Source organism: Rhodobacter sp. NSM (assembly GCF_052244495.1).
Taxonomy (GTDB): Bacteria; Pseudomonadota; Alphaproteobacteria; order Rhodobacterales; family Rhodobacteraceae; genus Cereibacter_A.
In genome coordinates this window covers 77,310-99,876 of the sequence record NZ_JBQPXH010000007.1, presented here as the reverse complement: position 1 = coordinate 99,876, position 22,567 = coordinate 77,310, and the positions used below count along the sequence as shown (strand labels likewise).

Genomic DNA, 22,567 nt, shown 5'->3' with positions numbered 1-22,567 from the left:
GCACGCGATGCCATTAATCGTGAACCGCAGCGGGACCACTGGATGGCGCCCAATCGCGACTTCGCCGCTTCAACCGGCGGACGCTCAGACGTCGGATGACTGCGCAAGATCCTCGAGCCGCGCACGGAGCGCGGCGCGATCCACGCCGAGGTCGGTGAAGATCGTCCAGGCATGCACACCCTGCCAGTAGAACAGCTCCCATCCCGATACGATCTGCAGGCCCGCGCGTTCGGCTTCGATCAGGAACGGAGTGTCCACCGGCGTGTAGACCGCATCGAAGGCCCAGCCGGCGGCCGGCAAGGTGCTGGCCGCGATCGGTATGCCGCCCAGACCCACCATGCCGACAGGCGTCGCATTCACGATGCCGGTTGCGCCGCGGGCCGCTTCTTCCGCGCCGGGCGCCTGCTCGATCCGCAACGCCGGATAGAGGCCGCCCAGGTCTCGGGCGAGCGCCTCCGATTTCTGGGGAGAGACATCGAACAGCCGGATCGCCTCGGCCCCCAAGCGGGCGAGGCCGAAGGCGATGGCGCGGCCGACGCCACCCGTGCCGATCAGGGCCACCACGCCCGGCGCGCGCGTGCCACGGAGGCCTTCGTAGGCTGCCATGAAGCCGGTGTAATCCGTGTTGTGGGCCATTGGCCCGCTGTCGGTGAAGCGCACTGTGTTGACCGCGCCGATCGCCTGCAGCGCCGGTTCGGCGAACTTGACCAGCCTCAGAACGCGCTCCTTGTAGGGATAGGTGATGTTCAGCCCGCGGTAGCCCCGCTCGGCGCAACGGTGAAAGAGCGACTCGAAGTCGAGGCCTTCCACCTTCGGGACGAGGCGGTCATAGCGCACGGGGAGACCGGCCAGCTCTCCGGCGAGCCGGTGCAGGCGCGGGGCCGAGGAGGCAGCGATGTTGTCCCCGATCAGTCCGAGCCGGATCGGTTCTTCAGCGGTCAGCGGCATTGTCGTCCTTCCGGCGGCTTCCGGACAGCCGCGACATCAGCCAGCGCCATACCGGGGTCTGCGAGAGGAAGATGAGGATGACCGCGGCCAGGAGCACCGTCGACAGCGGGCTGTGGAACAGGCCGCCGAAGAACCGGCCCAGATCCTCGCGCTCCGAGATGATGGCGCGGCGCCAGTTGTCGTCGAGCAGCCGTGACAGGATCACGCCGAGGATTACCGGGCCGAGCGGATAGCCGTAGTGGCGCATGAAGTAGCCGAAGACGCCGAAGCCCAGCATCCAGTAGACGTCGGATACCGAGTTGTTGACGGCATAGGCGCCGACGATCGACAGCAGCATGATCAGCGGCACGAGAACCGGCCTCGGCATCTCGACGATGCGGGTGAAGAGCCGGACGCCGGTCAGGCCGAACAGCAGCATGAAGATGTTGGCCATGACCAGCGCTCCGACGATGAACCAGAACATGTCCGGATGGTCCACCATCAGCATCGGGCCGGGGTTGAGGCCATGGATGAACAGCGCGCCGATCATGATCGCCGTCACCGCATCGCCCGGAATGCCCAGCGTCATCATCGGGATGAAGGCGCCGCCGACCGCTGCGTTGTTGGCGGTCTCGGGGGCGACGAGGCCTTCGATCGCGCCCTCTCCGAAGGGCCGCTCGGGGTTCTTGGTGACGCGGCGGGCATGGTCGTAGGCCATGAGCGCCGCGATGTCGCCCCCGGTGCCGGGCAGGGCCCCGATCATCACGCCGATCGAGGAGGTCTGCATCGCCAGCGGCAGGTGCTTGCGGACCGTGCCGAGCGAGGGGAGGATGCGGGTGATCTTCTGCCGGATGGCCGGCGTGTCGAGATGGTGCAGTTGCAGCAGCGCCTCCGATACCCCGAAGAGCCCGATCATCACCGCGATGAAGGAGATGCCGCCCCGCAGGAAGGGCAGATCGAAGGTGAGCCGCTCGGTGAAGGTCAGCGGGTCCATCCCCACCGTGCCGATGGCGATCCCGAGCGCGCCGGCGAAGATCCCCTTGACGAGGCTGCCCTTGGACAGCGAGCCGACCAGCAGGACGCCGAGCACAGCGAGCAGCATGTAGTCCCGCGGCTGGAACCTCAGCGCGAAGTCCGAGACGAAGGGCGCGGCCAGCGCCAGAACGCCGATTCCGATGAAGCCGCCGAGGAAGGACATCACCGTGGTGATGCCGATGGCTGTGCCGGCTTCGCCCCGCTGTGCCATCGGGTAGCCGTCGAGGGCGGTGGCAATGGCGGACGGCGCCCCGGGGATGTTCAGAAGGATCGCGGTTCGCGATCCGCCGTAGACCCCGCCCATGTAGATGCCCGCCATCAGCGCCAGCGCCGGATGGACGTCCCAGGAAAAGGTGAAGCTGATGAGGATCGACACCGCCATCGTGACCGAAAGGCCGGGGATGGCCCCGACATAGATGCCCGCGAAGGTGCCGACGGCGACCAGCAGAAGCAGCTCGGGATGCAGGATGACGGTAAGAAAGGCGAGAAACGCGTCCATCAGGAGCTTCCGCCCCGCAGGAGGGTGCGGAGAACCTGAATCAGTTCCGCCTCGGGAAAGATGCCCGCCGGCATCAGCACCGTGAAGACGATGCGGAACACCAGCCAGATCGCCAGCAGGCTGCCGAACGACACCAGCAGCGTGAAGGTCCATCCGCGCCGGGACAGCAGCTTGATCGATGCGACGAGGAAGAGCGCCGAGGTCGGCACGAAGCCGAGCGGGCGCAGAAGGAGCGCGTAGGAGACCAGCAGCAGGACCAGAAGGCCCGCGACGGGCGGAAAGATGTCACGCCTGATCGTCTCGCCAGCCACCAGCGGCAGCCGGAAGGTCCGGATGAACACGATGAGTGCGGTGACGACCATGACCGCGGTCGCGGCCAGCGGCACCGCACCGGGGGCGGAGAGTGCCTCGAATCCGGAGATGCCATAGGCGCTCCACAGCAGGAACAGGCTTCCCCCAAGCAGGAAGAGCGCGAAAGCTGCCTCTCCCGGCCGGCGGCCGTTGTCGTAGCCTCCGGGCGAAGCGTCCGATGTGCCGTCGTGGTGCTCGTAATCCCCGTCCATTCTTCTTCCTTGCGCGATGGCTCGCCTGTCCTGTCAGACGGTCCTCGTAAGACGGGCGCCGGCCGGCTCGCGGCGGCGCCCTTGGACCTGCGGCTCGGGCAGGTCACCGGATTGCGGTCGTCAGGTCCGCGTCACTGGCCAGGACGTGAGATGCCGAATTCCTCGGGCGAGTGCTTGGCAAGGCCCGCATCCTGCAGGAGCCAGACGGTATTCGCCTGCCAGCCGGCAAGAAACTCTTCCGCCTCGGCGCCGCTCGTGCCCATCACCGTATAGCCCCGGTTGTCCATCAGCTCGACGAAATCTTCGGACTTGGCCGCCGCGCCATAGGCGTTCACGAGCTTCTCGACCACCGCGTCGGGCGTGCCCTTCTTGACGAAGACGCCAAAGAACGGCCCCCACGGCAGATAGCTGGTGTAGCCGTCGTTGAAGCTGGTCACCAGCGGCACATCGGGCAGGGCCTCGTGCGTCTCCACGTCGAAGATCGCCAGGGGTTTCAGCTTGCCGGCGCGGACGCCCTCGATCGCTGCGCCGAGCACGGCGGGCATGACGTCGATCGCGCCGCCCTGAAGCGCCGTAAGCGCCGGACCGTCGCCGTCGAAGGGCACCGAGATCACGTCGAGCTTGCCTTCGACGCTGTTCATCATCGCGGTGATGACGGAGGGCAGTCCGCCCGGCCCCGTCGCCCCCACCCGCAGCTCGCCGGGGTTCTCCTTGATGTAGGCCATCATGCCGGCATAGTCGTCGAACGGGGCCTCCTGATTGGCCACGAGGATCGCCGTGCCGCGGGCCAGAAGACCGATGGTGACGAAGTCGGAGTAGTCCTTGTCCCCGAGACCCATCACCTTGTAGAGCAGCGGATTTTCCGCGCCCATCAGCAGTGTGTAGCCGTCGGCTTCGGCATCGGCCACGTAGTTCAGCGCGATGGCGCCCACCCCGCCCGTCATGTTCTGCATGACGACGGTGCCGCCCAGTGTCTCCTCGGCATGGGGCGTGACGGAGCGCATGACCGTGTCGGTCGAACCGCCTGCGCCCCATTGGATGATCCCCTGGATTTCCTTTTCCGGATAGTCCTGCGCGAAGACGCAGGTGGCGGAGATCACCAGTGCGGACACCGCACCGAGGGCAAGTCTTTTCATGTCTTCCTCCCTTGTCGTGGCCCGGCGCTGCGCTCTGACGGTTCCAGCGGCCGGACCTGGCGCCCAAACTTGCGCGCCCGGTCGCCGTCGTCAAACGTCAAATTGCCCGTCATTGGCATTATGTTATTTCGCTGCTTCCCGTTGCCGCAGAAGGAGGACAGCCCCGGAAGCAGGCCGTCCGCAGGCGCGGAAGATGTCCGCGGGCGTCGGCCTCTCCGCCGCCGCTCCGGGCTTGACGGCAGCGTCTTCGTCGACCCCGCCGTTAAGGGTCCGTGCTGGAGGAGAGTTTCGGGGCCACGGCTGGCAGCGTCAGGACCCGGGCAGGCCGGCGGCGCTGGCCTCGGCCAGCACGAGCGACCGAAGCCGCTCGGCCAACGGCAGCATCGGCCGGCCCTTCAGCCGCAGCATGTAATAGGGAGAGACCCGGATGGCGCGGTCCACGCGCAGCGTCGCGAAGCGCGCGCCGACCGGCGCATGGGTCAGAAGCTGGACCACCTCCTCCGAAATCGGCGCAATCGCGTCGCTGCGCGTGAGATAGGCGATCATCAGCAGCAGCGAGGCGCTGTTGACGATGTCGCGCGGCTCGGGCAGGCCGACGGCGCCGAAGGCGTCCAGCAGGGCCTCGCGGATCGGCGCGCCCCGCTCCTGCATGACCCAGGGATAATCGGACAGCTCGGTCAGGGTGACGCTGGCCGCCCGCGACAGCGGATGGTCGCTGCGGACCAGAAGCGACACGGATTCGTCCCGCATCGGCTCGATCTCGAACTCGCGGCTCTCGAACTCGGGCAGGATGCGCGCGATGGCGAAATCGAGCGCTCCGGTGGCGAGGTCGCGCAGCAACTGGCGCGAGGGCGCGACATCGACGGTGATGCTGGCGCCGGGCGCCATCCGCTTCACTTCGCGGATCGCCGGAACGAGGTAGCCGACGGCCGGCCCGGTGACGGCCCCGATGCGGACCGACCCGCCGAGGCCTTCGCGCAGCGCCCGCACCTCGGCCGCCATGATCCGCATCTCGCGCAGCATCGAGGCGGCCCGGCGGGCGACGACGAGCCCCGTCTCGGTCGGCTCCATGCCCCTCGGCCGGCGCAGGAAGAGCGGCGCGCCGACGATCCGCTCGATCTCGGACAGCATCCGCGAGGCGGCCGGCTGGGTCATGGCGGTCTCGGTGGCCGCGACCTGCAACTGACCATGCCGGGCGATGGCAGCGATCAGGCGCAGCTGGACGGGTTTCAGCCCCAGAGCGAGGTCGGTCATCGAAGTGTTACCATCATTGATATGTAGAACGGCAGTAAAGTAATTTTACGGATATGCGAAGTCGAATTAGGACTTCGGTGCGGCCTCGCTCGATCGAGAGGCTCGCGAGGGGCGGCTGGGAGGGTCAGCCCCGGCTCAGGGAGGAAAATCATGAAAATCGGAACCGTCGCCACGGCGCTGGCGATGTGCGTGACCTGCTTTGCCATGCCCGCAGCGGCCGAGGGGACCGTCGGCATCTCGATGCCCACCAAGTCGTCGGCCCGCTGGATCTCGGACGGCAATTCGATGGTCGAACAGTTCAAGGCCGCAGGTTACGAGACGGACCTGCAATATGCCGAGGACGACATCCCGAACCAGCTCGCCCAGATCGAGAACATGATCACCAAGGGCGTCAACGTGCTGGTCATCGCCGCCATCGACGGCACGACGCTGTCGAATGCGCTCGAGAACGCGGCTGCCTCGGACATCAAGGTCATCGCCTACGACCGCCTGATCCGCGACAGCGGGAATGTCGACTATTACGCCACCTTCGACAATTTCCAGGTCGGCGTGCAGCAGGCCGAAAGCCTCGTCGCCGGCCTGAAGGACCGCTTCCCGGACGTGAAGCCGTGGAACGTCGAACTGTTCGGCGGCTCGCCCGACGACAACAACGCCTATTTCTTCTACGACGGCGCGATGAGCGTGCTGCAGCCGATGATCGACGCGGGTGACGTGGCCATCCCCTCGGGCCAGACCGGCATGGACAAGGTCGGAACGCTGCGCTGGGACGGGGCGGTGGCCCAGTCCCGCATGGATAACCTGCTTTCCGCCAATTACACGGACGAGCGCGTGAACGGGGTGCTCTCGCCCTATGACGGGCTGTCCATCGGCATCCTGTCCTCGCTCAAGGGCGTCGGCTACGGCTCTGGCGATCTTGCGATGCCCATCGTGACGGGTCAGGACGCCGAGGTGCCCTCGGTCAAGTCGATCCTCGCGGGCGAGCAGTATTCCACGATCTTCAAGGACACGCGCGAGCTTGCACGGGTCACGGTCGGCATGGTCGATGCGATGATGAAGGGCAGCGAGCCCGAGATCAACGACACCGAAACCTATGACAACGGGGTCAAGGTGGTGCCGTCCTACCTGCTCGAGCCCGTCCCGGTCGACGAGAGCAACTGGGAGAAGGTGCTGGTGGATTCGGGCTACTACACCATGGACCAGATCAAGTGAGCACGGCCGGCGCCTGCCTCCGGGCAGGCGCCATGGGGCAGCACGTGCCGCAGCCACTGCCAGCTTCGGAGACCGGACATGACGGCGCTGCTCGAGATGCGCTCCATCACCAAGACGTTTCCCGGCGTGAAGGCGCTCGACGGGGTCAACCTCTCGGTCCGGAGCGGCGAGATCCACGCGCTGGTGGGCGAGAACGGCGCCGGCAAGTCCACGCTGATGAAGGTGCTCTCGGGCGTCTATCCTGCGGGCAGCTACGAGGGAGAGATCCACTACGACGGTGCGCTTGCGGCCTTCCGCGACATCTCGGACAGCGAGCGAAGGGGCATCATCATCATCCACCAGGAACTGGCCCTCGTCCCGCTGCTCTCGATAGCGGAAAACCTTTTCCTCGGCAACGAGCGCGCGAGGGGCGGCGTGATCAACTGGCCCGAGACCTATCGCCAGACCGAGGCTCTGCTGCGCAAGGTCGGGCTCAGGGAGCCTCCGGGCACGAAGGTGGACAGCCTCGGCGTCGGCAAGCAGCAGCTGGTCGAAATCGCCAAGGCGCTGTCCAAGGACGTCCGGCTGCTGATCCTGGACGAGCCGACGGCGGCGCTTTCCGAGCAGGACAGCCAGGCCCTGCTCGACCTGCTTCTCGAACTGAAGGCGCAGGGCGTCACCTCGATCATCATCAGCCACAAGCTGAACGAGGTGCGCCGCATAGCCGACACGGTGACGGTGATCCGCGACGGGGCCACGGTGTCGACCCTCGATGCCTCCGCCGGCATCACCGAGGACCGGATCGTGCGCGACATGGTCGGCCGCGACATGGCGCACCGTTACCCCGCGCGGGAACGCCGCGCGGGCGAGGTGGTGCTGGAACTGCGGGACTGGTCGGTCTTCCACCCCGAGCACGCCGGCCGTCAGGTGATCCATGACGTGAACCTTGCAGTGCGGGCCGGCGAGGTGGTGGGGATCGCGGGCCTGATGGGATGCGGGCGGACCGAGCTGGCCATGAGCCTCTTCGGCCAGAGCTATGGCCGGAACATCAGGGGCGAGGCGCGGGTTCACGGCCGCCCGGTGGATGTCTCGACGGTCAGCCGGGCCATCGACGCGGGCCTTGCCTATGTCACCGAGGATCGCAAGTCGCTGGGTCTCATCCTCGAGGAAACCATCCAGCGCAACGTGACGCTGGCCAATCTCGGTGCGGTCTCGACCAGCGGGGTCATCACCGAGGCGCGCGAAACCACGGTGGCCGAGGGATTCCGCTCGGCCATGAACATCCGCACGCCCTCGGTCTTCCAGAAGGTGATGAACCTCTCGGGCGGCAACCAGCAGAAGGTCGTGCTGTCGAAATGGCTTTTCGCCGAGCCGGAGGTGCTGATCCTCGACGAGCCGACGCGGGGCATCGATGTCGGCGCCAAGTTCGAGATCTACGGCATCATCAACGAGCTCAGCCGATCCGGCAAGGCGGTGCTCATGATCTCTTCCGAGATGCCCGAACTGCTGGGCATGTGCGACCGCATCTACGTGATGAGCGAGGGAACCTTCGTCGGCGAGCTTTCCGCCGCCGAGGCAAGCCAGGAGCGGATCATGTCGCTGATCGTCACCGAATAGGCTTCTTCACTCGGCGGAGCCGCGCCGCCGCCTCGCACGGGCCGAAGTCGCCGCTTGCGGCACATATTACCGAACAGGAGTTCAGAATGGATCTGACGGGTTCGCGCGAGACGTCATCGCACCGCACGATCGGCAGCTATCTCATGGGCCACCTGCGCGACTACGGCCTGCTGTTCGCGCTGATCGCGATCATGGTGTTCTTCCAGATCGTGACGGACGGAACGCTGCTCCGCCCGGTCAACATCACCAACCTGTTCCTGCAGAACAGCTACATCATCATCATGGCGCTCGGGATGCTCGTGGTGATCGTCTCGGGCAACATCGACCTGTCGGTGGGATCCGTGATGGGCTTCGTGGGCGCGGTCGCGGCGGTTCTCATCGTGCAGTGGCAGGTGCCGCTGGCACTGGCGGTTCCGGCCTGCCTCGCGCTCGGCGCGCTGATAGGCGCAGCACAGGGCTATTTCGTGGCGTTCTGGCACATCCCGTCGTTCATCGTCACGCTGGCGGGGATGCTGGTCTTTCGCGGGCTTTCCCTCTGGGTACTGGCTGGTCAATCCGTCGGGCCCTTTCCGCGCAGCTTCCAGTTGCTCTCGACCGGCTTCGTTCCGGACCTCTTCGGCATCGGGCGGCCGAACGGAACCGCGCTTGCGGCAGGAGTCCTGGCGGTGGCGGCAATCCTCTGGATCGGCCTGCGCGCCCGTGCCCGGAACCGGCAGTACGGCTTCGAGGACGAACCGGCCGCCTTCTTCGTGATGCGCAACTTGATCGTGGCCGGGGCGCTTCTCTTCGTGACGTGGAAGCTTGCGACCTTCCGCGGCCTGCCGAACGTGCTGATCTCGATGGGAGTGCTGACGATCATCTATGCCTTCCTGACCGAGAACACCGTGCTCGGCCGCCGCATCTACGCCCTCGGCGGCAACCGAAAGGCCGCGAAGCTCTCGGGCATCCGGACCGAGCGGCTGACCTTCCTCGCCTTCGCCAACATGGGGCTTCTGGCGGCGCTCGCCGGGCTGATCTTCGCGGCGCGGCTCAACACGGCGACACCCAAGGCAGGCTTCGCGGTCGAACTCGACGTGATCGCCGCCGTCTTCATCGGCGGCGCCTCGATGGCCGGCGGATCGGGCAAGGTGGTGGGCGCGGTCGTCGGCGCCTTCATCATGGGTGTGATGAACAACGGCATGTCGATCATGGGCATCGGCATCGACTACCAGCAGGTCATCAAGGGCCTCGTGCTGCTCGCCGCCGTGTTCTTCGATGTCTACAACAAGCAGAAGCAGGCCTGAAGTCATGTTCCTTTCCCAGATCACCGACGGCGTCGGATCGCGCCACGTTGCAGCCCGCCACGATGGAACGGCGCATGTCGTGCCCGGTGTGCGCACCGTGCTGGACCTCGCCGGCGCCGCGCTCGCCGGGCACCGGACGCTTGCGGCAGAGGTCGCGGCCCGTGGACAGGGCGAGGCGGTCGACCTTGCCGCCGCGCTGGCCGAGGGGCGCCTTCTGCTGCCCGTCGATCATCCCGATCCCGCGCACATGCACCTGACCGGCACCGGTCTCACCCACCTCGGCTCGGCCGCCGCCCGCGACGCGATGCATGCCGCCGCCGATCCCGAGCAGATGACCGACAGCATGAAGATGTTCCGCATGGGGGTCGAGGCCGGCAGGCCTGCGGTCGGCCGCGTCGGCGTGCAGCCCGAGTGGTTCTACAAGGGCAATGGTCACGGGGCTGCGGCTCCGGGCCAGCCGCTGGTTTCGCCCGGCTTCGCGCGTGACGCGGGCGAGGAACCCGAGGTGGCGGGGATCTACCTGATCGCGCCCGACGGCACGCCGGTCCGCCTCGGCTTCGCACTGGGAAACGAGTTCTCGGACCACGTGACCGAGCGCGGCAACTACCTCTGGCTCGCTCATTCCAAGCTGCGTCCGGCATCCTTCGGTCCCGAGCTGCTCGTCGGGCCCCTGCCCGACCATGTCGAGGGCCGGAGCCGCATCCTGCGCGCCGGTCGCGTGCTGTGGGAGAAGCCCTTCCTGTCGGGCGAGGCCAACATGAGCCACAGCCTCGCCAATCTCGAGCACCACCATTTCAAGTACGACCTGTTCCGCCGGCCGGGGGACCTGCATGTGCATTTCTTCGGCACGGCCACGCTGTCCTTCGCCGATGGAGTCAGCGCCCAGCCCGGAGACGTCTTCGAGATCGACTGCCCGGCCCTCGGCCTGCCGCTCCGCAATCCGCTCGCCGTCGCGCCCGCATCGGACGCGGCGCTGAGCGTCCAGACCCTGTGAGGACCGAGATGACCTTCACCCCCGCTCCCTGGCCCCGCAGGCTTCGCTCGCAGGAATGGTTCGGCGGCTCCGGCCGCGACCAGATCTACCACCGCGGATGGATGAAGAACCAGGGCTTCCCCCACGACCTGTTCGACGGCCGCCCCGTCATCGGCATCCTGAACACCTGGTCGGAGCTGACGCCCTGCAACGCCCATCTCGACGTCCTCGCCGAGCGGGTGAAGCACGGCATCTACGAGGCCGGCGGCTTTCCGGTCGAGGTGCCGGTGTTCTCGGCCTCGGAATCCGGCTTCCGTCCCACGGCGATGATGTTCCGCAACCTTGCCGCGATGGCGGTGGAAGAGGCGATCCGCGGCCAGCCGATGGACGGCTGCGTGCTGCTCGTGGGCTGCGACAAGACCACGCCGTCGCTGCTCATGGCCGCCGCCTCGACCGACCTTCCCTCCATCGTGGTGACCGGGGGTCCGATGCTGAACGGCTATTTCCGCGGCGAGCGGGTGGGATCGGGCACGCATCTGTGGAAATTCTCGGAGGCGGTGAAGGCCGGGACGATGACGCAGGCCGAGTTCGTCGAGGCCGAAGCCTCGATGAGCCGATCGGCGGGCTCCTGCAACACGATGGGCACTGCCTCGACGATGGCGAGCATGGCCGAGGCGCTGGGAATGGCGCTGTCGGGCAACGCGGCGATCCCGGCGGTGGACTCGCGCAGGCGCGTGATGGCGCAGCTCTCGGGGCGTCGGATCGTGCAGATGGTGAAGGACGAGCTGAAGCCCTCGGACGTGCTGACGAAGCAGGCCTTCGAGAACGCGATCCGCACCAACGCCGCCATCGGCGGCTCGACCAACGCGGTGATCCATCTGCTGGCCATCGCGGGACGGGTGGGGGTGGATCTCACGCTCGACGACTGGGACCGCTGCGGGCGCGACGTGCCGACGGTGGTGAACCTGATGCCCTCGGGCAAGTATCTGATGGAGGAGTTCTTCTACGCCGGCGGCCTGCCGGTGGTGCTGAAGCGGCTGGGCGAGGCGGGGCTGCTCAACCGCGATGCGCTGACCGTCTCGGGCGAGACGATGTGGGAGCAGGTGAGGGACGTGGTGAACCACGACGAGGACGTGATCCTGCCGGTGGATCGCGCGCTCGCGGCTTCGGGCGGGGTGGCGGTGCTGAAGGGAAACCTTGCGCCGAAGGGGGCGGTGCTGAAGCCCTCGGCGGCGACGCCTGCTCTGATGGTGCACCGGGGCCGCGCCGTCGTCTTCGAGGACATCGACGACTACAAGGCCCGCATCGCCGACGAGGCGCTCGACATCGACGAGACCTGCGTGATGGTGCTGAAGAACTGCGGGCCGAAGGGCTATCCCGGCATGGCCGAGGTGGGCAACATGGGCCTGCCGCCCAAGGTACTGCGCAAGGGTATCACCGACATGGTGCGGATCTCGGACGCGCGGATGTCGGGGACGGCCTATGGGACGGTCGTGCTGCATACCTCGCCCGAGGCTGCGGCCGGCGGGCCTCTGGCCGTGGTGCGCGATGGCGACATGATCGAGCTCGACGTGCCGAACCGGCGGCTGCACCTCGAGGTTCCGGACGAGGAGCTGGCCGCGCGGCTTGCCGCATGGCAGCCGCCGGGCGACCGGCCGCAGGGCGGCTATGCCTGGCTGCACCAGACCCATGTCGAAGGCGCAGACACGGGGGCGGACCTCGATTTCCTCAAGGGCTGCCGCGGGGCTCCGGTGGGAAAGGATTCGCACTGATGAAGGTGGCCCTCGTCGGGATCGGCAAGATCGCCCGCGACCAGCACATCCCCGCCATCGCCGCCTCGGAGGAGTGGGAGCTTGCGGCCGCGGTCTCGCGCCATGGCAGGGTCGAGGGGGTCGAAAATTTCACCGACATCGAGACCATGCTCGCGGCCCGCCCGGACATCCCCGTGGTGTCGCTCTGCCTGCCCCCGGTTCCGCGCTTCGGCCCGGCCGAGGCCGCGCTTGCGGCGGGCCGTCACGTGATGCTGGAAAAGCCGCCCGGCGCGACACTGGCCGAGGTCCACGCGCTCGAGGCGATGGCCGAGGCACGGGGTTTGACGCTCCATGCGACATGGCACAGCCGGATGGCGGCGGGGGTCGCGCCCGCACGGGACTGGCTGGCATCGCGCAGGATCATCGGCGCGCGCATCGTCTGGCGAGAGGACGTCCGGAAATGGCACCCGGGGCAGGACTGGGTGTTCGAGCCGGGCGGCATGGGCGTCTTCGATCCGGGCATCAACGCGCTCTCGATCCTGACCGCCATCTTGCCCCGGCCGGTCCACCTCACCTCGGCGGCACTCCAGTATCCCGAGAACCGCGACACGCCGATCGCGGCCGAACTGGCCTTCTCCGGCAACGTCACCGCCGAATTCGACTGGCGGCAGGAGGGGCCGCAGACATGGGACATTTCGGTCGAGACCGATGGCGGCACGCTTCGCCTGACCGACGGCGGAGCGCGTCTCGAGATCGATGGCGATGAGGTCGGGACGCGGGCGGCGCTCGAGGGGGAATACGCGGGTCTCTACCGCCGCATGGCCGAGCTTGTGCGCGAAGGCCGCCGCGACGTCGACCTTGCCCCGATGGTGCATGTGGCCGACGCTCTGACTCTCGGGCGGCGGAGGACCGTCGCCGCGTTCAGCTTCTGAAGGAACATCCATGACGTCGCGCGCCATCATCGCCATCCTGAGGGGGATCACGCCGGACGAGGCCGAGCCTGTGGCCGCGGCTCTGCTCGAGGCCGGGATCGACCGGATCGAGGTTCCGCTGAACTCTCCCCGGCCTCTCGAGAGCATTGCCCGCATGGCCCGTGCCTTCGGCGACCGGGCGCTGATCGGGGCGGGAACGGTGCTCGAGCCCGCCGAAGTGGCGCAGGTCCGGGATGCCGGGGGCCGTCTCGTGGTCTCGCCCGACTGCAACCCCGAGGTCATCCGCGCAACCAAGGCCGCGGGCCTCGTTTCCTTTCCGGGGGTCTTCACTCCGACCGAGTGTTTCGCGGCGCTGCGCGCCGGCGCGGACGGGCTGAAGCTCTTCCCCGGCGTCCTCGCGGGACCGGCGGGCCTCGCCGCGATCCGCCCCGTGCTGCCGGCAGGCACGCAGGTCTACGCCGTCGGCGGGGCAGGGCCCGACAACCTCGGCGAATGGCGGAAGGCGGGGGCGGACGGCTTCGGCATCGGCACCGCCCTCTACCGCCCGGGCCTCGATGCGGCCGAGGTCGCCGCGCGTGCCCGTGCGCTGGTCGAGGCCTACGATCTTGCAATGACGCCATGACGGCCGCGACGCGCGCCGTGCATCGCCGCAGCCGGAGGAGACCCGGACCATGACCGCCACCGTCTTCGACAGCCGCCCCTGCTTCCTCGGCGAGGGCCCGCTCTGGCATCCGATCAGGCGAGAGCTGTTCTGGTTCGACATCCTCGCCGGCCGGCTTCTCGCTCCGGGCCGCGAGTGGACTTTCGGCGAGCCGGCCTCGGCCGCCGGCTGGGTGGATGCGGAGACGCTGCTCGTGGCGACGGCCTCGGCGCTCATCCGCTTCGACGTCGAGAGCGGGAGGAGGGACCCGATTGCCGAACTGGAGGCGGACAACCGCGTCACGCGGTCGAACGACGGTCGCGCGGACCCCTGCGGCGGGTTCTGGATCGGCACGATGGGTCGGCAGGCGGAGCCGGGCGCGGGCTCGATCTACCGCTGGTATCGCGGGGAGCTCGTCCGGCTGCACGAGGCGGTCACGATTCCGAACTCCATCTGCTTCGCTCCCGGAGGCGACCGGGCCTATTTCTCGGACACGACGACCTCGCGGATCATGACGCAGAGGCTCGACGCCGAAGGTTGGCCCGCCGCTGCCCCGGAGGTCTTCGCGGATCTCTCGGCCGAGGGTCTTCATCCCGACGGAGCGGTGACGGATGCCGAAGGCTGCCTCTGGAATGCACAATGGGGCGCCGGCCGCATCGCCCGGTATCGCCCGGATGGCGACTTCGAACGGTCCATTCCGCTGCCCGTGCCGAACTGCACCTGCCCGGCCTTCGGCGACGGTGTCCTCTATGTCACGACCGCAAGGGAAGGGCTGGGATCCGACGCCCTGGCCGCTGCGCCGCTGTCCGGCCAGACCTTTCGCCTCGCCGTGGAGGCCAAGGGCCGCGCAGAGCCGTCGGTCATCCTCTAACTCTACCCCCAAAAGCCGTAAAACAAGAATAATTTACATATAGTATGACTTTTGATACCCTTCATGCGTCGCCTCTGCCGGGGAGGGCAAGCGACGAAACCACGGGAGGAAACATGTCTGTTCTTCACAGGATCGCCCTCGCAGGAGGGCTGTCGGCGCTTGCCTCGACGACGGCGCTCGCGGCGGGGCTGGACGGAAAGACCATCGGCTTCTCGCAGATCGGATCGGAGTCGGGATGGCGGGCGGCAGAGACCGCCGTCACCAAATCCGAGGCCGAGAAGGCTGGCGTGAACCTGAAGTTCGCGGATGCCCAGCAGAAGCAGGAAAACCAGATCAAGGCCGTGCGCGGCTTCATCGCGCAGGGGGTGGATGCCATCCTGATCGCGCCGGTGGTGGCGACGGGATGGGACGACGTGCTGTCCGAGGCGAAGGACGCGGGCATTCCGGTCGTGCTGCTCGACCGCGGCGTGGATGCCCCCGACGATCTCTACCTCACCTCCGTTGCCTCGGACCAGGTCAAGGAGGGCCGCGTGGCCGGCGACTGGCTGGTCAACGAGGTCGGCGACAGGGAGTGCAAGGTGGTCGAGCTGCAGGGCACCGTCGGATCGTCCCCCGCCATCAACCGCAAGACGGGCTTCGAAGAGGCGATCGCGGATCATCCGAACGTCACCATCGTGCGCAGCCAGACCGGAGACTTCACCCGCTCGAAGGGCAAGGAGGTGATGGAGGGCTTCCTCAAGGCCGAGGGGGGTGGCAGCGACCTCTGCGCCGTCTACGCCCACAACGACGACATGGCCGTGGGCGCAATCCAGGCGATCAAGGATGCGGGGCTGAAGCCCGGCAGCGACATCCTCGTGGTCTCGATCGACGCCGTGCCGGACATCTTCGCGGCGATGGCCGCCGGTGAGGCGAATGCCACGGTGGAACTCACGCCTAACATGGCCGGGCCCGCTCTCGAGGCGCTCGACGCCTATCTCAACGGCGGCACGGAGCCGCCGAAGGCCATCATCACCGAGTCGAAGCTCTACACGCCGGCCGATGACCCGCAGGGCGAATACGACCGGCGCAAGGGCCTCGGATACTGAGACTTCGGCCCGCCGGCATGTCCGGCGGGCCGTCGAAGGGGAGGGGACAATGGTGGCTGTCGAGCGGACGCCGGTTCTGGAGGCCCGAGGCATCGGGAAGGTGTTCGGGGCCTATCCTGCGCTGGATCGGGTGGACTTCTCCGCCTCTTCCGGCGAGGTTCACGCGCTTCTGGGCGAGAATGGCGCGGGGAAGTCCACGCTCATCAAGATCCTGACCGGCGCCTACCGACCGGACGCCGGCGAGATCCGGCTCGAGGGGCGCCGCGTCAGCTTCCGCGACCCGCTCCACGCGCAGGAACACGGCATCGGCACCGTCTATCAGGAGGTCAACCTGCTGCCGAACCGGCCGGTGGCCGAGAACCTGTTCCTCGGTCATCAGCCCACGCGCTTCGGTCTGGTCCGGCGGCGCGAGATCGAGACGCGCGCGGCACGGGTGCTGGCCGACTACGGGCTCGACATCGACGTGCGAACCGAGCTCGGCAGCCATTCCGTCGCGGTGCAGCAGATCGTGGCCATCGCGCGGGCCGTCGAGCTGTCCGGCAAGGTCCTCGTGCTCGACGAGCCGACGGCGAGCCTCGACCGGGCGGAGGTGGCGCTGCTCTTCGACGTGATCGCGAGGCTGAAGGCACGCGGACTAGCCATCATCTTCATCACCCATTTCCTCGATCAGGTCTTCGCCGTGGCCGACCGCGTCACCGTCCTCAGGAACGGCCGCCTCGTCGCGACCGAGCGCCTCGACCGGCTGAACCCCACGCAGGTCGTCCGCATGATGCTGGGCAAGGACGTCGCCTTCTCGCCTGTCATGGCCGGTGGCGCCGAGGGCAAAGCGGGCCCCGCGATCGTGGAATTCGACGGGATCGGCCGCACCGGCGCTGTGGCGCCGTTCCGCCTCGCGCTGCACGAGGGCGAGGTGGTCGGCGTGGCGGGATTGCTCGGATCCGGGAGGACGGAGATGGCCCGGCTGATGTTCGGGATCGACCAGCCGGATGCGGGAGAGATCCGCATGGGCGGCCAGCCGGTTCCGATCCGCAGCCCGGCGCAGGCGGTGGCAGCCGGCTTCGGCTTCTGTCCTGAGGATCGCAAGCTCGACGGCATCTTCGGCGAGCTGTCGGTCAGGGAGAACATCGTGATCGCGCTGCAGGCGCGGCTGGGCTGGTTCCGCGCGCTCGACCGCGACGACCAGGCGGATATCGCGGACCGCTATGCCGAGATGCTGGACATCCGCGCCGCCGATCACGATATGCCCGTCAAGCTGCTCTCCGGGGGAAACCAGCAGAAGGTGATCCTCGCCCGCTGGCTCGCGATGGACCCTCGCGTGCTGATCCTCGACGAGCCGACGCGCGGGATCGACGTCGGGGCCCATGCCGAGATCGTCCGCACCATCAACCGGCTGCGCGAGGACGGGATGGCACTCGTCGTTATCTCCTCGGAACTCGACGAGGTCGTGGCCTATTCGAGCCGCGTCGTCGTCATGCGCGAGCGCGAGATGGTGGCCGAACTGCGCGGGGACCGGATCGACCCCTCGGTGATCGTGCAGGAGATCGCCGGAAACTCCGGGGTCCGGGGATGAGGCTGCGCCCCGCCGCCCTTCTGCGCCCGCAGTTCGTGGCCCTCGCCACGGTGCTGCTGATCGACTGGATGCTGTTTCCGAACTTCTTCGACCTCGCCTGGCGGGACGGGAGGCTGTTCGGCAGCCTGATCGACGTGCTCAACCGCGGGGCGCCCGTGGCGATCCTGGCAATCGGGATGACGGCCGTGATCGCGACACGCGGAGTTGACCTGTCGGTCGGCGCGGTCATGGCGATCTCGGGCGCCATCGCCGCGGTGCTGGTCGTGGGGGGGCAGCCCGCGGCGGTGGCCATTGCCGCGGCGCTCGTTGCGGGCGTGCTCTGCGGGCTCTGGAACGGTCTTCTGGTGACGGTGCTGGAGATGCAGCCCATCGTGGCGACACTGGTGCTGATGGTCGCGGGCAGGGGCCTCGCGCAGCTCGTGACCGAGGGCTTCATCGTCACCTTCTCGGATCCCTGGCTGATCTTCATCGGCACGGGCTCGTTTCTCGGGCTGCCGATGCCGGTCGTCCTGATGCTGGCGCTGGCGGTGCTGGCGACGCTGCTCGTGCGGCGGACGGCCCTGGGTCTCCTGATCGAGGCAGTGGGCGTGAACCGCTCGGCCGCGCGCTTTGCCGGAATCTCGGCACGTCTGCTTCTGGTGGCGGTCTATTCCTTCGCGGGCCTCTGCGCCGCGCTGGCCGGGCTGATCGTCGCCGGTGACATCCGCGGCGCGGATGCGAACAACGCCGGGCTCTGGCTGGAACTCGACGCGATCCTCGCCGTGGTGCTCGGGGGAACCTCGCTGATGGGCGGCCGGTTCTCGATCCCGATGTCGGTGGTCGGCGCGCTGATCATCCAGGCGATGAACACCGGCATCCTGATCTCGGGACTGCCGCCGGAGTTCAACCTCGTCGTGAAGGCGGGCGTCATCATCCTGATCCTCGTCCTTCAGTCCCCGCAGGCGGCAGCACTCCTCGCGCGGCGAACGAGGCCGGCGCCGAGGCCGGAGCCGCGCAAGAGGACGAGCCCATGAACCGCGCCCTGCGCCCGCTTCTGGCCACGGTGGCCATCTTCGTGCTGGCCTATGCCCTGGCGATCACGCAGTATCCCGGGCTGTGGTCAACGCGAGTCCTCGGCAACTTCCTGACAGACAATGCCTTCCTCGGCATCACCGCCGTGGGGATGACCTTCGTCATCCTGTCCGGTGGCATCGACCTCTCCGTCGGGGCAGTCATCGGCTTCACCACTGTCCTCATTGCCGTGATGGTCAGCTGGTGGGGGGTGCATCCGCTTCTGGCCTTTGCCGCGGCCCTGACGGTCGCCGCGGCCTTCGGCGCCGCGATGGGGGCCGCCATCGCCTTCCTGAGCGTGCCCGCCTTCATCGTGACGCTGGCCGGGATGTTTCTGGCGCGCGGCGCGGCCTCGGTCATCTCTCCCGACTCGATCGGGATCTCGCATCCGTTCTTCACCGCCGTCTCCCGGACCTACTGGCTGATGCCCGGCGGCGGACGTCTGAGCCTGATCGGAGGGCTGATGCTTGCGGTCTTCGCGCTCGGGGTGCTGGTCGCGCACCGGACGCGCTTCGGCTCGTTCGTCTATGCGCTCGGGGGGTCCGAGACCTCCGCCGCGCTGATGGGAGTTCCTGTCGCACGAACCACGATCCTGATCTACACGCTGTCCTCGACCCTGGCGGGCCTCGCGGGGGTGGTCTTCTCGCTCTATACCTCGGCGGGCTACTCGCTTTCGGCGGTGGGGGTGGAACTCGACGCCATCGCCGCGGTGGTGATCGGGGGCACGCTGCTGACCGGCGGATACGGCTTTGTCGCCGGCACGCTGGTGGGCGTGATGCTCCAGGGGCTGGTGCAGACCTACATCGTCTTCGACGGCACGCTGTCGAGCTGGTGGACGAAGATCGTCATCGGCGCGCTGCTCTTCACCTTCATCCTGCTGCAACGGCTGGTGTTCCGGGCCTCCGGACCGCGCAGAAAGGCGCTCCGGCGGGCGTGAGATGAGCGAGCCGGGAAGCCTCATCCGGTCGCTGTCCGGTCGGCAGCCGGCGCGCAACTTCCACTCCTTCGTGATCAACGACCTCGGCCGCAGCATCGTCTCGGGCGAGCGCAAGGCGGGGTCGGTGCTGCCCGGCGACGCCGAGATGATCGCCCGCTACGGCGTCTCGCGCACCGTCCTGCGCGAGGCGCTGAAGACGCTCGAGTCGAAGGGCCTCGTCGAGGCGCGGCCCAAGGTCGGCACCCGCGTGCTGCCCGCTGCCCGCTGGACCCTGTTCGACCGGCAGGTGCTGCGGTGGATGCATGAAGCCGGCCCCGAGCCCGCGTTCCTGACCTCTGCCTTCGCCGTGCGGCGATTGCTGGAACTCGAGGTTGCAGCCCTCGCGGCCCGCGGCCGCAGCGCCGAGCACCTGCGCCAGATGGGCTACTGGCTCGGCCAGCGTCTCGACGCATCCGACCTGCCCGAGGCCTTCGCGCTTGCCGAGTTCGAATTCCACCGCATCCTCTGCGAGGCGAGCGGCAACCCGCTTCTGCGCGCAGCCACTGCACTGACGGAATTCGCTCTGGTGACATGGGTCTCCGCGCGCCGCGGTTCCGGAGGGCTGGCCGAGGCGAAGCATCCGGTCTACCTCCGCCTCTTCTCGGCGATCGAGGCGGGGGACCCGCTCGCGGCACGCGAAGCGATGGCGGCAATCCTCGACCATGACGAGGCGCAGGTGCGGCTCGACGCGACCGTCTGAGCCTTGGCTCCGCCCGCCATCGACGCATCAGCTGGCGTGGGCGGTCCGGTGTTCCTGCTGCTCCGGGCGATGCCCGGTGCGGCGAGTGATCCGACGGGTGGTGGTGAAGCGAGGCAGGGCAAGCTAAGAACGTATCCAAGCAGTCGAGGGAGCATCGCCATGCCGGGAACCGTGCGGAGTGCGTTGACGCTGGAGCGGCCGGGTGCACGCATGGGCGCCGACCGGGTGGCGCTGCTTGCCGCGGTGGGCCGGACCGGCTCGATCTCGGCCGCGGCGCGAGAGGTGGGCCTCTCCTACAAGGCGGCCTGGGATGGCGTTCATGCGATGAACAACCTCTTCGCAAGCCCGCTGGTGACGGCGGCGCCCGGGGGCCGCGCGGGGGGCGGCGCAACGCTCACGCCGGCCGGAGAGAAGGTGATCGCCGCCTATACCGCAATTCGCGAAGGTCTCGAACGCGTCATAGACACGCTCGAAGCGCAGATCGACCTCGACCCCGGCGATATCCTCTGGAGCCTGATGATGAAGACCTCAGCCCGCAACACCTACCGCGCGATCGTCACCTCCGTCACCGAGAGCGCCGTGAGCGCGGAGGTCGCGATGGACATCGGCGGCGGCCAGAGCCTCGTGTCGGTCATCACCGGGCGCAGCGCCGCCGACATGGGTCTCGTTCCGGGCGTCGAGGTTTTCGCGCTGGTGAAGTCGAGCTTCGTCATCCTGGCGAAGGGGGCGGAGATCGGGCCGCTCTCGGTTCGCAACCGGCTGGTCGGAACGGTGACGTCGCGGACGGACGGCGCGGTCAACAGCGAGGTGGTGCTCGACCTGGGGCAGGGCAAGACGCTTGCGGCCACGATCACGCGCGAGAGCGCCGAGGCGCTGGCCCTCGGGTCGGGCGACACGGCGACGGCACTTGTCAAGTCGAGCCACGTCATCCTCGCCCTTCCCTGACCTCCGCCTGCCCGATGCCGGCGCCGGGCGATTCGCCCCTCGTTACCCATTGTCGCGTCACTGCTGCCGCGCAATTGGGCAGCGCTGTGCGTGGCCGCCCGATTTGCCGGACCTTCGCGAACCCGCTCGGTTCGGGCGAGTGCATCCCGACCTCCATGTTGCTGCTTTCAGGCGCTATATAGGCGACGCTCCGAACGAGGCGCTTGTCTCCGTCTTGGCTCAAGCTCTATATAGCCGGACACCATAGCGACACCTCCACCTGTCATTCGGGTGAGGGCGCCGGACAAGATCGAAACAGGCCGCGCCGAGGGGCGCCGCCCCACCTTCTGGAGCTTCAAGATGCAGACCAGCACCCGCAACACCTTCCGCTGCACCGTCGCCCGGGTCACCCAGGGCACGGTCAGCGCCGAGGTCGAACTCGCACTGACGGATGGACACCGGCTGACGTCGGTCATCACCGAACGCAGTGCCGAGGACATGGGCCTCCGCGAGGGGTCGGAGGTCTTCGCGCTGATCAAGTCGACCTTCGTCATGCTGGCGGCGGGCGAGGATCCGGGCCGCATCTCGGCCTGCAACCAGTTGGCCGGAAAGGTGTCCTCGCGCGAGGACGGGCCGGTCAACAGCGAGATCACCCTCGACCTCGGCGAGGGCAAGGCCATCACCGCCATCATCACGCGGAAGAGCGCGGACAGCCTGAGCCTCGTGCCCGGCGCGGCGGCGATTGCTCTCTTCAAGGCGAGCCACGTCATCATCGCGATGCCGTGACGCCGGCCACAAGCCGGATGCAACCAGCACAAGGACTGTCTGAATGTCTTCCTCCACGACCCACCGGCGCGCCGGCCTCGCCGCTCTGCTCGTCTCCATGGTTCTCGCGGCACCGGCGCGGGCCGAGGAGATCCTCGCCGCAGTGGCTGCGAACTTCACCGATGCCGCCAACGAACTGGGTGCGGCCTTCGAGACGGCGACCGGGAACACGGTGACCTACAGCTTCGGCCCGACCGGGCAGCTCTACGCGCAGATCACGCAGGATGCGCCCTTCCAGGTCTTCCTTTCCGCCGATCAGGCAAGGCCCGAGAAGGCCGAGGCCGAGGGACTGGCCGTGCCGGGCAGCCGCTTCACCTATGCCGTGGGCAAGCTGGTGCTGTGGAGCGCGGATCCCGCGCGCGTCGACGGCGCGGCTACGCTGAAGGACGAGAGCCTTACCCACGTCGCCATTGCCGACCCGCAGACCGCCCCCTATGGTGCTGCGGCGGTCGAGGCGATGAAGGCGCTCGGCGTCTTCGAGAGCCTGGAGCCGAAGCTCGTGCAGGGCAAGAGCATCAGCCAGACCCACCAGTTTGCGGCCACGGGCAACGCGGATGCAGGCTTCGTCGCACTCAGCCAGGTCATGGCCGACGACTCCGGGTCCCGCTGGCTGGTGCCGCAAGACCTCTACACCCCGATCCGGCAGGACGCGGTGCTGCTGAAGAAGGGCGAGACGAGCGAGGCCGCGCGGGCTTTCATGGACTTCCTGAAGGGTGACGAAGCCGCTGCCATCATCGGGAAATACGGCTATGCGACCGGCGACTGAGA

Annotated in this window: 21 protein-coding genes; 16 read left to right on the top strand and 5 right to left on the bottom strand. The window is 67.9% G+C overall.

Annotated features, from left to right (window positions below):
- Positions 1–84 precede the first annotated feature (84 nt).
- The 5 genes from ACTVZP_RS14705 to ACTVZP_RS14685 form a co-directional block, all read right to left on the bottom strand.
- Positions 85–948 (bottom strand): shikimate dehydrogenase family protein, encoded by an 864-nt coding sequence (locus tag ACTVZP_RS14705; protein ID WP_443212909.1) that lies wholly within the window; start codon positions 946–948, stop codon positions 85–87.
- Positions 932–2,461, bottom strand: a complete 1,530-nt coding sequence (locus ACTVZP_RS14700; protein WP_443212908.1) for a tripartite tricarboxylate transporter permease — start codon at positions 2,459–2,461, stop codon at positions 932–934. The genes ACTVZP_RS14705 and ACTVZP_RS14700 overlap by 17 nt, the downstream gene beginning before the upstream one ends.
- A complete protein-coding gene (locus ACTVZP_RS14695) occupies positions 2,461–3,024 on the bottom strand; it encodes a tripartite tricarboxylate transporter TctB family protein (RefSeq protein ID WP_443212907.1) in 564 nt (187 codons plus the stop codon). Before ACTVZP_RS14695 ends, ACTVZP_RS14700 begins: the two co-directional genes overlap by 1 nt.
- Positions 3,025–3,155: 131 nt before the next feature.
- The gene (locus ACTVZP_RS14690) at positions 3,156–4,160 is read right to left on the bottom strand and encodes a Bug family tripartite tricarboxylate transporter substrate binding protein (protein WP_443212906.1); all 1,005 of its coding nucleotides are present in this window, start codon (positions 4,158–4,160) and stop codon (positions 3,156–3,158) included.
- A gap of 309 nt (positions 4,161–4,469) precedes the next feature.
- A complete protein-coding gene (locus ACTVZP_RS14685; protein WP_443212905.1) occupies positions 4,470–5,414 on the bottom strand; it encodes a LysR family transcriptional regulator in 945 nt (314 codons plus the stop codon).
- Positions 5,415–5,597: 183 nt separating this feature from the next.
- Here ACTVZP_RS14685 and chvE point away from each other — a divergent pair, with 183 nt between their 5' ends.
- From chvE to modA, 16 genes are all read left to right on the top strand, one after another.
- On the top strand, positions 5,598–6,623 hold the full coding sequence (gene chvE, locus ACTVZP_RS14680; protein ID WP_443213000.1) for a multiple monosaccharide ABC transporter substrate-binding protein: 1,026 nt from the start codon (positions 5,598–5,600) through the stop codon (positions 6,621–6,623).
- Positions 6,624–6,701: 78 nt separating this feature from the next.
- Positions 6,702–8,219 (top strand): multiple monosaccharide ABC transporter ATP-binding protein, encoded by a 1,518-nt coding sequence (gene mmsA / locus ACTVZP_RS14675; RefSeq protein ID WP_443212904.1) that lies wholly within the window; start codon positions 6,702–6,704, stop codon positions 8,217–8,219.
- An 86-nt stretch (positions 8,220–8,305) separates the two neighbouring features.
- Positions 8,306–9,502 carry a multiple monosaccharide ABC transporter permease gene (mmsB, locus tag ACTVZP_RS14670; RefSeq protein ID WP_443212903.1) on the top strand — a complete coding sequence of 399 codons (1,197 nt, stop codon included), beginning with the start codon at positions 8,306–8,308 and terminating at the stop codon, positions 9,500–9,502.
- Positions 9,503–9,506: 4 nt separating this feature from the next.
- A complete protein-coding gene (gene araD1 / locus ACTVZP_RS14665; protein ID WP_443212902.1) occupies positions 9,507–10,496 on the top strand; it encodes an AraD1 family protein in 990 nt (329 codons plus the stop codon).
- A gap of 8 nt (positions 10,497–10,504) precedes the next feature.
- The gene (araD, locus tag ACTVZP_RS14660; RefSeq protein WP_443212901.1) at positions 10,505–12,247 is read left to right on the top strand and encodes an L-arabinonate dehydratase; all 1,743 of its coding nucleotides are present in this window, start codon (positions 10,505–10,507) and stop codon (positions 12,245–12,247) included.
- Entirely contained in the window at positions 12,247–13,158 is a 912-nt protein-coding gene (locus ACTVZP_RS14655) for a Gfo/Idh/MocA family protein (protein WP_443212900.1), read from the top strand. The genes araD and ACTVZP_RS14655 overlap by 1 nt, the downstream gene beginning before the upstream one ends.
- A gap of 10 nt (positions 13,159–13,168) precedes the next feature.
- Positions 13,169–13,780, top strand: a complete 612-nt coding sequence (locus ACTVZP_RS14650; RefSeq protein WP_443212899.1) for a 2-dehydro-3-deoxy-6-phosphogalactonate aldolase — start codon at positions 13,169–13,171, stop codon at positions 13,778–13,780.
- Positions 13,781–13,829: 49 nt separating this feature from the next.
- On the top strand, positions 13,830–14,669 hold the full coding sequence (locus ACTVZP_RS14645; RefSeq protein WP_443212898.1) for an SMP-30/gluconolactonase/LRE family protein: 840 nt from the start codon (positions 13,830–13,832) through the stop codon (positions 14,667–14,669).
- Between the two features lie 113 nt (positions 14,670–14,782).
- Positions 14,783–15,754, top strand: a complete 972-nt coding sequence (ytfQ, locus tag ACTVZP_RS14640) for a galactofuranose ABC transporter, galactofuranose-binding protein YtfQ (protein ID WP_443212897.1) — start codon at positions 14,783–14,785, stop codon at positions 15,752–15,754.
- 49 nt (positions 15,755–15,803) lie between these two features.
- Positions 15,804–17,324: a sugar ABC transporter ATP-binding protein gene (locus ACTVZP_RS14635; RefSeq protein ID WP_443212896.1), complete on the top strand. Its 1,521-nt coding sequence runs from the start codon at positions 15,804–15,806 to the stop codon at positions 17,322–17,324.
- Positions 17,321–18,337 carry an ABC transporter permease gene (locus ACTVZP_RS14630; RefSeq protein WP_443212895.1) on the top strand — a complete coding sequence of 339 codons (1,017 nt, stop codon included), beginning with the start codon at positions 17,321–17,323 and terminating at the stop codon, positions 18,335–18,337. Before ACTVZP_RS14635 ends, ACTVZP_RS14630 begins: the two co-directional genes overlap by 4 nt.
- Positions 18,334–19,311: a galactofuranose ABC transporter, permease protein YjfF gene (gene yjfF, locus ACTVZP_RS14625; protein ID WP_443212894.1), complete on the top strand. Its 978-nt coding sequence runs from the start codon at positions 18,334–18,336 to the stop codon at positions 19,309–19,311. Before ACTVZP_RS14630 ends, yjfF begins: the two co-directional genes overlap by 4 nt.
- 1 nt (position 19,312) lies before the next feature.
- Complete coding sequence (locus ACTVZP_RS14620; protein WP_443212893.1) at positions 19,313–20,050, top strand: FadR/GntR family transcriptional regulator; 738 nt, start codon at positions 19,313–19,315, stop codon at positions 20,048–20,050.
- Between the two features lie 159 nt (positions 20,051–20,209).
- A complete protein-coding gene (locus tag ACTVZP_RS14615; RefSeq protein WP_443212892.1) occupies positions 20,210–20,995 on the top strand; it encodes a TOBE domain-containing protein in 786 nt (261 codons plus the stop codon).
- 339 nt (positions 20,996–21,334) lie between these two features.
- Complete coding sequence (locus ACTVZP_RS14610) at positions 21,335–21,760, top strand: TOBE domain-containing protein (RefSeq protein ID WP_443212891.1); 426 nt, start codon at positions 21,335–21,337, stop codon at positions 21,758–21,760.
- A 43-nt stretch (positions 21,761–21,803) separates the two neighbouring features.
- Positions 21,804–22,565, top strand: coding sequence for a molybdate ABC transporter substrate-binding protein (gene modA / locus ACTVZP_RS14605; RefSeq protein ID WP_443212890.1), 762 nt, complete (start codon positions 21,804–21,806; stop codon positions 22,563–22,565).
- Positions 22,566–22,567 lie beyond the last annotated feature (2 nt).